This window comes from Aquisalimonas lutea (assembly GCF_030409225.1).
GTDB classification, from domain to species: Bacteria; Pseudomonadota; Gammaproteobacteria; order Nitrococcales; family Aquisalimonadaceae; genus Aquisalimonas; species Aquisalimonas lutea.
Genome location: NZ_JAUFPK010000001.1, coordinates 52438 through 64289, shown reverse-complemented (window position 1 = coordinate 64289; position 11852 = coordinate 52438). Strand labels below are relative to the sequence as shown.

Below are 11852 nucleotides of genomic sequence, written 5' to 3'. Positions count from 1 at the left end.
GCTCTGTATCCGGACCGCCTACGACGCCCAGAGTTTCCGGTGGGTGCGGATGGACATGAGCATACCGAAGGCCGCCATGAGCGTCACCATGGATGTGCCGCCATAGGAGACCATCGGCAGGGGAAGGCCCACCACCGGCATCAGCCCGGAGACCATGCCCACGTTGACGAACACGTAGACGAAGAATGTCAGGGTGAGGCTGCCGGCCAGCAGCCGGCCGTAGGTGTCCTGGGCGTTGACGGCGATGTACAGGCCGCGACCGATGATGAACAGGTACAGCGCCAGCAGGTGGAGCACGCCGATGAGGCCGAACTCCTCGGCGAAGACGGCGAAGATGAAATCGGTGTTGCGCTCGGGCAGGAACTCCAGGTGCGACTGCGTGCCGTTGAGCCAGCCCTTGCCGAACACGCCGCCGGAGCCGATGGCGATGGTGGACTGGATGATGTGGTAGCCCGCCCCCAGCGGGTCACGCTCGGGGTTGAACAGCGTGAGCACGCGCTGCTTCTGGTAATCCCGCATGACGAACAGCCAGAACACCGGGATCAGCGCCACGATGGCGAGCAGGGCGGCGATCATGATCCGCCAGCGCATGCCGGCGAGAAAGAGGACGAAGAATCCCGAGGCGCCGACCAGCAGCGCCGTGCCCAGGTCGGGCTGGAGGATGATCAACCCCGTGGGCACGCCGATCGCCACCGTTGCCACCAGGACGTTAAGCAGCGAGGGGGGAAGCGGCCGCATGCTCAGGTACCAGGCGATGGCCATGGGGATCGCCAGTTTCATGAGCTCCGAGGGCTGGAACCGCACGATTCCCAGATCGAGCCATCGTTGCGCGCCCTGGCCGATGGTGCCGATCAGCAGGACCAGCCCCAGCATGCCCAGCCCGCCGAGGTACACCCAGGGGGTCCAGCGGCGCAGGGTGTCCGGCGGGATCTGGGCGACCACGACCATGGTGGCAAAGGCGATGGCCATGCGGATGAGCTGGCTCTGTACCGCCTCCATGGAACGGTCCGTGGCGCTGTAGAGGATGGCGAGACCGGCAATGGACAGCAGCAGCAGCGCGGTGACCAGCTGCACGTCCAGGTGGAGGATGCGCTGGAGGACCGGCGTGGTGCGGCGCGTGGCTACGTTGTCGGCGAGCTCAGACACGATCGCCCCCGCCGTCGGCCGGGTTCAGGTAGGCGTCCATGACCTTGCGGGCGACGGGCGCGGCGACCCCGCCGCCGCTGCCGCCGTGCTCCACCACCGCGGTGACCGCGATGCGCGGGTCGTTCGCCGGGGCGAAGGCGGTGAACAGCGCGTGGTCGAGCAGCCCCCGGCGCAGCTTCTCCTCGTCGTAGTCCTCCTCCTGGCCCAGGCTGAATACCTGGGAGGTTCCGGTCTTGCCCGCCATGCGGTAGCCGAGATCGGAACCGACACTGCGCCCGGTGCCCCGCTCGCCGTGGATGACACGCTCCAGGGCGGCGACGAGATAGTCCCAGTGCTCCGGGTTGTCCAGCTCCACCACGCGCTCCGGCTCCGGTGCGGCGGCCTCCACGGTCTTTCCCGTGGCGGCTTCGCGCACGGCGCGCAGGATGCGCGGCGGGAACGACAGGCCGCGGTTGGCGATGACGGACGTGGCATGGGCCAGCTGCAGCGGCGTGGCGAGGAAGTACCCCTGGCCGATGGCGGTGATGATGGTCTCGCCGTGATACCAGCTCTCCCCCCGGGCGTTCCGCTTCCACTCCCGGGACGGCAGAATGCCGTCACGCTCGCCGGGGATACCGGTTCCCGGCTTCCGCCCGAAGCCGAACCGTCCCAGGAACGCCGCCATGGCGTCGATGCCCAGCTCGTAGCCGAGATTGTAGTAGTAGACATCGCAGGACTGGGCCATGGCCGACGCGAAGTCCATGTCCCCGTGCCCGACGCGCCGCCAGCAGCGCCAGCGATGATTGACATTGTCGATGGTGAAATACCCGGGACAGTAGTAGGTGTCGTCGGGGTCGACCGTTCCGTGCTCGAGGCCCGCCAGGCCCAGGAACGGCTTGATGGTCGAGCCCGGCGGGTACTGGCCGCGCACCGCCCGGTTGAACAGGGGGCGCTCCGGGTTCTCCTGCAGGCCGGCATACGTGGCCCGGTCGATGCCGTTGACGAACAGGTTCGGGTCGAAGCTCGGCGTGCTCGCCAGCGCCAGGATATCGCCGTTGCGCACGTCGATGGCCACCACGGACCCGGACTGGTCGCCCAGGGCGTCCTCGGCAACGCGTTGCAGGCGGCTGTCCAGGGTCATGACCACGTCGTCCCCGGGTTCGGGGGCACGGCGCCCCAGGGGCTGGATGACGCGGCCGAGGGCATTGGTCTCCACGCGTTCCAGCCCAGATTCACCGTGGAGGCGTTCCTCGAACTGCAGCTCCGAGCCGGTCTTGCCGATGTGGCTGCTGCCGCCGTAGCCGCGGCTGTCCAGCCGCTGCAGCTCCTGCTCGTTGATGCGGCCCACGTAGCCGATGGCGTGCGCCGCGTGGGAGCCGTGGGGATAATGGCGGCTCAGGCGCGCTTCCACCTCGACGCCGGGGAAGCGGTGCCGGTTGGTGGCGAACACGGCCACCTCCCTGTCCGTGAGGCGCACCTTGAGCGGCAGGGCCTCGAACGAGCGCGAACGGGCGACCAGGTCGCGGAAGCGCTCCACCTCGGCGTCGCTGATATCGAGGATCTGCCTGAGACCGCTCAGCGTCGCCTCCATGTCCGGGATCTGCTCCGGGGTGACCAGCAGCTGGAAGTTGGGGCGATTCTCCGCCAGGACGATGCCGTTGCGATCGTAGATCAGGCCGCGGTTGGGCGGGATGGGAACGAGCTTGACCCGGTTGGCCTGGGACAGGGTGCTGTAGCGCTGGTGACCGGCGACCTGCAGCTGCCCCATGCGCCCGCCGAGCAGCCCCATGAGCGCGAGCACGCCGGTGCCGGCGACGAACGTGCGGCGGGTGAACTGCCGCTTCTCGCCGGTGCGGTCCCGGAGCTGATTGTCGTCGCTGTTCCTGCCGTTGGCCATGCCCGACCGTTGTCGCTATTGAACGCTGAAGCGGCGGCGCACGCCGCGCATGAGAATGAACACCCAGGGCCAGAGCAGGGTCCCGACCAGCGGCGGCAGCCAGTACGCCACCCCGGGAACCGGCCGGGTTGCGAGACCGCTGATCCAGGCCTGGATGACGTGGACCAGCAGCAACAGCAGCATCACGATCAGCGCCTGCTGCGGCAGCGGATACACGCGGATGCGCTGATGCAGACGCAGCACGACATAGGCCATGATGGCATAGGCCAGGGCGTGCTGGCCCAGCAGCGTGGCCTGGACCGCGTCCTGGCCGAGGCCCACCAGCCAGCCGATGACCACGCCGACCCGGTGCGGTACCGCCATGCACCAGTAGATGAGCACCAGGGCCGCCCATTCGGGGCGGGCCATGCCCGCCCAGTCCGGCAGCGGCATGATGGTCAGCATGTACGCGGCGATGACGCTGGCGAAGATGATGCCGCCGCCGCGCTGGAGTCCCGGTATCATCGGCTGTCATCCTCCCGGGCGAGCTCCTCCATGCGCTGGAGCTCCTCCAGGTCCGGCTCCTCGAATTCCTGCTCCTCCTCGGCCCGGACCAGCAGCATCTCGCGGCTGCGGTCCAGGCGGGCCAGGGGGCGCGCGGTGACGTGCGCGAACGACTCCCCGGGCTGGCGCTCCACGGCGGTGACCCGGGCGACGGGGTAGCCGCGCGGGAAGCGCCCGCCCAGGCCCGAGGTCACCAGCAGGTCGCCGTTGCGAATGTCGGCATTGTTGGGCAGATGGGGCAGGTCCAGCTCGCGCAGGTTGCCGCTGCCGAAGGCGATGGTCCGCAGGCCGTTGCGGTTGACCTGGACCGGGATCGCGTGACTGGGGTCGGTGATGAGGCGCACCACGGCGCTTCCCCGGCTGACGCTGTCCACCTGCCCCATGACCCCCTCGGCGTCGATGACCGGCTGGCCGCTGAAGACACCGCTCTCCGAGCCCTTGTCCACGCGGATGATGTGGCGGTAGGGGTCCAGGTCCACGCGCATCAGCTCGGCGATGAGAACGGACTCCTCCACCTCGTAGGCGGAGCCCAGCAGACCCTGCAGCCGGATGTTCTCGCGCTCCAGCTGGTCCAGCCGCTGGAGGCGCGCCTGGTAGAGCAGGTGCTGGTCGCGCAGGCGCGCGTTCTCCTCGATCAGCGCGGCGCGGCTGGCCAGGTGCCGGGAGGTGAACTGCGCCAGATCGAACGGCAGGTTGACCGCATAGTGCACCGGCTGTGCCGCGGTCTGGATGGCGGTGCGGATCGGCTCGCCCAGTTGTTCCCGGTGGTCAAGCGTCATCAGCCCGACTGATACGAGAACCAGCAGGATCAATCGCGTCGTCGCCGATGGGCCCTGGGCGAATAGTGGTTTAATGGTGCTCCCCGTCCGTGTACAGGATGTTGCGCGCTGCGTGCCATCGGGTGGCACGCGGTCACCAGCCGTCAGCCTCCCACTGTAACGGAAAACGTTCCGTGAATCAGGTCACTGCGCGGGGCAGCCGGAGGTTCCCGGTACCGGCCTGCGTGTCGCCGAGGGGGCACGGGCCGGCCTCCCGCAGGCTACTCCATGGTGTACAGGTCGAGGCCCTGTTCGTCCATGAGCTCCAGCGCGCGGCCGCCGCCGCGGGCGACACAGGTGAGCGGGTCGTCGGCCACCACCACCGGCAGGCCGGTCTCCTCCATGAGGAGCCGGTCCACGTTGCGCAGCAGGGCGCCGCCGCCGGTAATGACGATGCCCCGGTCGGCCACGTCGGCGCCCAGCTCCGGCGGTGTCTGCTCCAGGGCGGTTTTGACCGCGCCGACGATGCCGGACAGCGGTTCCTGGAGGGCCTCCAGGATCTCGTTGCTGTTCATGGTGAAGCTGCGCGGCACGCCCTGGGCCAGGTTGCGGCCCTTGACGTCGATCTCGCGTACCTCGGTGCCCGGGAACGCCGTGCCGATCTCGTGCTTGATGCGCTCGGCCGTGGACTCGCCGATGAGGATGCCGTAGTTCCGGCGGACGTAGTTGATGATGGCCTCGTCGAAGCGGTCGCCGCCGATGCGCACGGAGGCGGAATAGACGATGCCGTTGAGCGACAGCACGGCGACCTCGGAGGTGCCGCCGCCGATGTCGAGCACCATGGAGCCGCGCGCCTCGTCCACCGGCATGTTGGCGCCGATGGCCGCCGCCCGGGGCTCCTCGATGAGATAGGTCTCGCGCGCGCCGGCGCCCACGGCGGACTCCTTGATGGCGCGCCGCTCCACCTGGGTGGAGCCGCACGGGACGCAGACCAGCACGCGCGGGCTGGGCTTGAAGAAGCGCGCCTCGTGGACCTTCTTGATGAAGTGCTGGAGCATCTTCTCGGTGACCGTGAAGTCGGCGATCACGCCGTCCTTCAGGGGCCGGATGGCGCGGATGTTGCCCGGCGTGCGCCCCAGCATGCTCTTCGCTTCCGCGCCCACGGCGGCGATGCTGCGCGGGCCGCCGTCGCGATCCTGGCGAATGGCCACCACCGAGGGCTCGTTGAGCACGATGCCCTGGCCGCGGAGGTAGATCAGCGTATTGGCGGTGCCAAGATCGATGGAGAGGTCGTTGGAGAAGAGTCCACGAATGCCCTTGAACATTGCTGGGTCCCGGTATCCTGTTCCGATGAAGCGCCATGGTGTGCGCCCGGAGCATGCAAGTCGCTGGCTGGTCGGGCCGGCAGGGGAGGAAACGAGACGCCGCCCCGCCATCGTCTGGCGTGGCGGCCGGCGTATTCCCGGGCAGCACCGGCCGGTTGCTCTTGAATTCTCGCAACCAGCGCCTTTCGCGCATGAAGGCCGCTAATCTATCAGCGCACCCGGCCCCCGGCAAGCAGCGAACGGCGGAGAACTTCGCGGTTTGTGGCAGGGATCACGTTTGCGCTGCGCGGGCGATTCACCGACAATTCCCGTTTTCCCGGCAAGCGGTGCGAGGAAGTCATGTCGCTCAGCAACGAGCAGGTCAACGAGATCGCCCATCTGGCCCGGTTGCGCGTGGACGAGGCGGATCTGCCCGAGTATGCCAGCAACCTGTCGGCCATCCTGTCGTTCGTGGACGCCATGAATGCCGCGGATACCACCGGCGTCGAGCCCCTGGCCCATCCCCTGGAGATGCCGCAGCGGCTGCGCGAGGATGCGGTCACCGAGGAGAACCAGCGCGAGCGCTTCCAGGCCGTGGCGCCGCAGGTGGAAGCCGGGCTGTACCTGGTCCCCCGGGTGATCGAGTAATCGCGCGCACCGTCGTCCGGCGGGGTCCCGATCCGGGTTTGTCATCCAGCGTTTCCTGACACAGCGGGGAAGCAATCGTGTCCGATACCAGCAAGACCGTCGCGGAACTGGCTGCCGGCCTGGCGGCCGGGACGTTCTCCAGCGAGGAGATCACCCGCGCTTACCTCGAGCGCATCCAGGGTGCCGGGGCCGATCTCAACGCCTTCATCACGGTGACCGGGGACCGGGCCCTGGAGGCGGCGCGCGCGGCCGACGACCGGCGCCGGTCCGGCGACGCCGGTCCCCTCACCGGGGTTCCCCTGGCCCACAAGGACATCTTCTGCACCCGCGACGTGCGCACCAGCTGCGGCTCGCGCATGCTGGACAACTTCACCGCCCCCTACGACGCCCACGTGGTGGAGCGGTGCCAGCAGGCGGGCATGGTGTGCCTGGGCAAGACCAATATGGACGAGTTCGCCATGGGCTCGTCCAACGAGACCAGCTACTACGGCCCCGTGAAGAACCCCTGGGATACGGATGCCGTCCCCGGCGGCTCCTCCGGCGGCTCCGCCGCCGCGGTGGCTGCGCGCCTGGCGCCGGCGGCCACCGGTACCGACACCGGCGGCTCCATCCGCCAGCCCGCCGCCCTGTGCGGGATCACCGGCCTGAAGCCGACCTACGGCCGGGTGTCGCGCTACGGCATGATCGCCTTCGCCTCCAGCCTGGACCAGGGCGGCCCCATGGCCCGCACCGCCGAGGACTGCGCGCTGCTGCTGGAGGCCATGGCCGGTTTCGACGAGCGCGATTCCACCAGCGTCGACCGGGCGGTGCCCCGCTACAGCCAGGAGCTCACCGGCAGCCTCCAGGGGCTGCGGGTCGGGCTGCCGAAGGAGTACTTCGGCGACGGCCTGGATCCGGAGGTCGCCCGGGTCATCGATGCCGCCATCGGGGAATACCGCGAGCTCGGCGTGGAGTTCCGCGAGATCAGCCTGGCCAATACCGAGCTCGCCGTGCCGGCGTACTATGTCATCGCCCCGGCGGAGTGCTCGTCCAACCTCTCGCGCTTCGACGGAGTGCGCTTCGGCTACCGTTGCGAATCGCCCCGGGACCTGGAGGACCTCTACAAGCGCTCCCGGGGAGAGGGCTTCGGCGCCGAGGTCAAGCGCCGCATCATGGTGGGCACCTACGCCCTGTCCGCCGGCTATTTCGACGCCTACTACCGCAAGGCCCAGCAGATGCGCCGGCTGATCAAGAACGACTTCATGGCCGCCTTCGAGGACGTGGACCTGATTCTCGGGCCCACCTCGCCGACGCCGGCGTTCAACATCGGCGAGCGCGCCGACGACCCGGTGAAGATGTACCTGTCCGACCTGTACACCATCGCCGTGAACCTGGCCGGGCTGCCGGGCATCTCGCTGCCCGCCGGCTTTGCCGGCGGCCGCCCGGTGGGCCTGCAGCTCATCGGCAACTATTTCGACGAGGGCCGGCTTCTCAATGCCGCCCACCGCTACCAGCAGGTCACCGACTGGCACACCCGCGCCCCCGGGGCGTTCGCGTAACCGCGCAAGAGGGACGAAACGATGGAATGGGAAGTGGTCATCGGGCTGGAGATCCACGCCCAGCTCGCCACCCGCAGCAAGATCTTCTCCGGCGCGTCCACGAGCTACGGTGCGGAGCCCAACACCCAGGCCTGCGCCGTGGACCTGGGGCTGCCGGGCGTGCTGCCCGTGCTCAACAAGGGCGCCGTGGCCATGGCGGTGAAGCTGGGGCTGGCCACCGGCTGCACCATCGCCCCGCGCTCGGAGTTCGCCCGCAAGAACTACTTCTATCCTGACCTGCCCAAGGGCTACCAGATCAGCCAGTACGATCTGCCGGTGGTCCACGACGGCGCCGTGACCATCGAGCTGGACGACGGCAGCACCAAGCGCATCGGCGTCACCCGGGCGCACCTGGAGGAGGATGCCGGCAAGTCCCTGCACGAGGGCTTCGAGGGCGTGACGGGCATCGACCTCAACCGTGCCGGGACGCCGTTGCTGGAGATCGTCTCCGAGCCGGACATCCGCTCCTCGGCGGAAGCCGTGGCCTACATGAAGAAGATTCACACCCTGGTGCGCTACCTCGGCATCTGCGACGGCAACATGCAGGAGGGCTCGTTCCGCTGCGACGCCAACGTGTCCGTGCGCCCCGCCGGGCAGGCCGAGTTCGGCACCCGCACGGAGATCAAGAACGTCAACTCCTTCCGCTTCGTCCAGCAGGCGCTGGACCACGAGGTGGAGCGCCAGATCGACGTCATCGAGTCCGGCGGCAAGGTGGTGCAGGAGACCCGCCTGTTCGACGCGGTCAAGGGCGAGACGCGGTCCATGCGCACCAAGGAGGAGGCCAACGACTACCGCTACTTCCCGGACCCGGACCTGCTGCCGCTGGAGATCGACGAGGCGCTGGTAGAGGAGGTCCGCAGCGAGCTGCCGGAGCTGCCCGATGCCAAGAAGCAGCGGTTCATGGACGACTACGCGCTGCCGGCCTATGACGCCTCCGTGCTTACGGCCAGCCGCGAGCTGGCGGACTACTTCGAGGCCACCGCGGAAGCCGCGGGCGGCGAGGGCAAGCTGGCCGCCAACTGGGTCATGGGCGAGCTCTCCGGGGCCCTGAACAAGGCCGGCCTGGACATCACGGAGAGCCCGGTATCCCCGGCCATGCTGGGCGGCATGCTCCGGCGCGTCAGCGACCAGACCATCTCCGGCAAGATCGCCAAGCAGGTCTTCGAGGCCATGTGGAACGGCGAGGGCGATGCGGATACCGTCATCGACAAGCACGGGCTCAAGCAGGTCACCGATACCGGCGCCATCGAGGCCATGATCGACGAGGTCATTGCCGCCAATCCCGAGCAGGTGGCCCAGTACCAGGCGGGCAAGGACAAGCTGCTGGGCTTCTTCGTGGGCCAGGTGATGAAGGCCTCCAAAGGCAAGGCCAACCCGGAGCAGGTCAACGAGCTGTTGCGGAAGAAGTTGGCGGAGTGAACCCATAGGCCCCATCATGCCCATCCGTCCCGACACCCTGCAGCGCTTCGTCTTCGAGCACGCCAACGTGCGGGGGGAGCTGATCCACCTGGATCAGACCCTCGCCGAGGTGCTCGCGCGCCGGTCCTATCCGCAAGCGGTTACGCGGCTGCTGGGCGAGGCCCTGGCGGCGGCCGGGCTGCTGTCGTCCATCGTCAAGTTCCGCGGCGCGCTGATCCTGCAAATGCAGGGCGAGGGGCCGGTGCCTATGCTGGTGGCGCGGGCGAGCCACGAGCAGGAGCTGCGCGGCCTGGCCCGGCTCGAGGGCGAGCCGGCGGCGGATACGCCGCTGCATGCCCTGTGCAGCGGCGGCTACCTGGCGATCACCATCGATCCCGAGGACGGCGGCAACCGCTACCAGGGCATCGTGCCCCTGGAGACCGAGCGCCTGAACGCGGCGGTGGAGAACTACTTCGCCCAGTCGGAGCAGCTGCCCACCCGTCTGTGGCTCGCCTGCGACGGCGAGCGGGCGGCGGGGCTGCTGCTCCAGCGACTGCCGGGCGAGGACGCCGACGATGCCGATGCCTGGAACCGGGCCGAGCACCTGGCCGGGACCATCACCGAGGACGAGCTGCTCGGGCTCGGTCCCGAGGAAGTGATCCGGCGGCTCTTCCACGAGGAGGATATCCGCGTGTTCCCGGCGGATCCGGTGCGCTTCGGCTGCCACTGCTCCCGCGAGCGCCTGGCCGGCGTGCTCCAGGGTCTGGGCTACGCGGAGGCCCGGGACATTCTCGCCGAGCAGGGCCAGATCGAGGCGGCGTGCGAGTTCTGCGGCACCACCTACCGCTTCGACGCCGTGGATGTCGAGCAGCTGTTCAGCGAGGGCGGTATCGGCCCGCCGGAGACGACGCTGCACTGACACCGTGACAGCATCGTGGTGTTTTCAGTTTTCAGTTTTCAGTTTTCAGTTTTCAGTTGCGGTGAGGTGGGGGTTGCGTCCCCGGCATGGGCTTCGCCGCAGACGCTGCAATCCGGATCCCGGGCCACGGTGAAGCGCTGCCATTCGCCGCTGGCGGCGTCCCAGGCGCTGAAGCGGCCGTCCGCCGGGGTGCCGAAGCCGGTGATGATGCGCATGGCCTCCAGGGCCTGCATGCTGCCGATGACCCCGACCACCGGGCCGAGAATCCCGGTCTCGCTGCAGCTCTCCCGGGGTGCCTCGTCCGCGGCCTCCGGCGGGAACAGGCAGGCATAGCAGGCGCCGCCCCGATCCGGGCGGAAAACGGCCAGCTGCCCCTCCAGGCGGATGGCGGCGCCGGAGACCAGGGGCGTGCCGGTGATCACGCACGCGTGGTTCACGTTGAAGCGCGTGGCGAAGTTGTCGGTGCCGTCCAGGACCACGTCCGCCGCCGCGACCGCCTCCAGCAGCGCGTCGCCTTCCAGGCGTCGTGACAGCAGGCGCAGCTCCGGCTCCGGGTTGAGGGCGTGCAGCCGGTCCCGGGCGGACTCCGTCTTGGGTCGCTCCAGGTCCGCGGCGCCGTGCAGGATCTGGCGCTGCAGGTTGGTGAGATCCACCCGGTCGTCGTCGGCCAGGGTCAGGGTGCCGATGCCGGCGGCGGCCAGGTACAGGGCTGCGGCCGAGCCCAGGCCGCCCAGGCCGACGATGAGCACGTGGCTGCCGGACAGGGCCTCCTGGCCGGCCATGTCCACTTCCGGCAGCATGATCTGGCGGCTGTAGCGCAGCAGTCCGCTGTCATCCATTGTCGCTCTCCTCCGCCCGGCCGGCGGTAAAACGGTCATGGCCCTGGTGATCGTGCTGGCTGGCCACCGCGGTCATGCCGGCGCGCTGCAGCAGCCCCCGCACGGCCGCCGCCTGCCGGGCCCCGTGCTCGACCATCAGCCAGCCGCCCGGGCGCAGGTGCGCCGGCGCCCCGCCGGCGATGATCCGCAGCGCCGCCAGGCCGTCCGCGCCCGCCCGCAGGGCCGTTGGCGGCTCGTGGGCGGCGACCTCGGCGGCCAGATCGGGATCGTCCGCGGCCACGTAGGGCGGGTTGCTGACGATCAGGTCGAAGGGCCCTGTCGTTACCGCGCTGAACCAGTCACCGGCGAGCCAGTCGACGGCCAGGCCCAGGCGCTCGCCGTTGGCGCGGGCCACGGCCAGGGCCTCGGCGCTGTGCTCCACCGCGGTGACGTGCCAGCGCGGCCGCTCACTGGCCAGGGCCAGGGCGATGGCGCCGCTGCCGGTCCCCAGGTCCAGCGCCCGGACCGGCGCATCCCGGGGCATCAGCGCGAGGGCGTGGTCCACGAGCTGCTCCGTCTCCGGGCGCGGGATGAGCACATCCGGGCTGACCGCCAGGTCCAGCGACCGGAACGGCTGCGTGCCCAGCAGGTAGGCGAGAGGCTCGCCGCCGGCCCGCCGGTCCAGCAGCCGCTGGAAGGCCGCGGCGACCCGCGACGGGGCGGCCTCGTCCACGCCGGCCCGCAGCAGGGCCGCCGGCTGCCCGGCCGCATGGGCGAGCAGCCAGTCGGCCTCGCGTCCCGCTAGCCGGTTGCGGCCCTGCCGCAGCAGTTGCATGTAGGTACGAACCTTCCCAGAAATCTTGTC

The 11852-nt window shown here is 69.5% G+C and carries 11 protein-coding genes; 4 read left to right on the top strand and 7 right to left on the bottom strand.

Annotation, left to right across the window (positions count from 1 at the left end):
- Window positions 1-18: 18 nt before the first annotated feature.
- The 5 genes from rodA to QWY84_RS00275 form a co-directional block, all read right to left on the bottom strand.
- The gene (gene rodA, locus QWY84_RS00295; RefSeq protein WP_290200379.1) at window positions 19-1146 is read right to left on the bottom strand and encodes a rod shape-determining protein RodA; all 1128 of its coding nucleotides are present in this window, start codon (window positions 1144-1146) and stop codon (window positions 19-21) included.
- On the bottom strand, window positions 1139-3022 hold the full coding sequence (gene mrdA, locus QWY84_RS00290; RefSeq protein WP_290200378.1) for a penicillin-binding protein 2: 1884 nt from the start codon (window positions 3020-3022) through the stop codon (window positions 1139-1141). Before mrdA ends, rodA begins: the two co-directional genes overlap by 8 nt.
- Window positions 3023-3037: 15 nt before the next feature.
- Window positions 3038-3526 (bottom strand): rod shape-determining protein MreD, encoded by a 489-nt coding sequence (mreD, locus tag QWY84_RS00285; protein ID WP_290200377.1) that lies wholly within the window; start codon window positions 3524-3526, stop codon window positions 3038-3040.
- A complete protein-coding gene (mreC, locus tag QWY84_RS00280; protein WP_290200376.1) occupies window positions 3523-4473 on the bottom strand; it encodes a rod shape-determining protein MreC in 951 nt (316 codons plus the stop codon). The genes mreD and mreC overlap by 4 nt, the downstream gene beginning before the upstream one ends.
- Window positions 4474-4604: 131 nt before the next feature.
- Window positions 4605-5648 (bottom strand): rod shape-determining protein, encoded by a 1044-nt coding sequence (locus tag QWY84_RS00275; RefSeq protein WP_290200375.1) that lies wholly within the window; start codon window positions 5646-5648, stop codon window positions 4605-4607.
- A gap of 339 nt (window positions 5649-5987) precedes the next feature.
- Here QWY84_RS00275 and gatC point away from each other — a divergent pair, with 339 nt between their 5' ends.
- The 4 genes from gatC (at window position 5988) to hslO (ending at window position 10169) form a co-directional block, all read left to right on the top strand.
- Complete coding sequence (gatC, locus tag QWY84_RS00270) at window positions 5988-6275, top strand: Asp-tRNA(Asn)/Glu-tRNA(Gln) amidotransferase subunit GatC (protein ID WP_290200374.1); 288 nt, start codon at window positions 5988-5990, stop codon at window positions 6273-6275.
- Window positions 6276-6352: 77 nt separating this feature from the next.
- Entirely contained in the window at window positions 6353-7813 is a 1461-nt protein-coding gene (gene gatA, locus QWY84_RS00265) for an Asp-tRNA(Asn)/Glu-tRNA(Gln) amidotransferase subunit GatA (protein ID WP_290200373.1), read from the top strand.
- A 21-nt stretch (window positions 7814-7834) separates the two neighbouring features.
- Complete coding sequence (gatB, locus tag QWY84_RS00260) at window positions 7835-9271, top strand: Asp-tRNA(Asn)/Glu-tRNA(Gln) amidotransferase subunit GatB (RefSeq protein ID WP_290200371.1); 1437 nt, start codon at window positions 7835-7837, stop codon at window positions 9269-9271.
- A gap of 16 nt (window positions 9272-9287) precedes the next feature.
- Window positions 9288-10169, top strand: a complete 882-nt coding sequence (gene hslO / locus QWY84_RS00255) for an Hsp33 family molecular chaperone HslO (RefSeq protein ID WP_290200370.1) — start codon at window positions 9288-9290, stop codon at window positions 10167-10169.
- A gap of 38 nt (window positions 10170-10207) precedes the next feature.
- Here hslO and QWY84_RS00250 read toward each other — a convergent pair whose 3' ends face one another.
- Both QWY84_RS00250 and prmC read right to left on the bottom strand, forming a co-directional pair.
- Window positions 10208-11008, bottom strand: coding sequence for a HesA/MoeB/ThiF family protein (locus QWY84_RS00250; protein ID WP_290200369.1), 801 nt, complete (start codon window positions 11006-11008; stop codon window positions 10208-10210).
- A complete protein-coding gene (prmC, locus tag QWY84_RS00245) occupies window positions 11001-11822 on the bottom strand; it encodes a peptide chain release factor N(5)-glutamine methyltransferase (RefSeq protein WP_290200368.1) in 822 nt (273 codons plus the stop codon). The genes QWY84_RS00250 and prmC overlap by 8 nt, the downstream gene beginning before the upstream one ends.
- Between the last annotated feature and the right edge of the window lie 30 nt (window positions 11823-11852).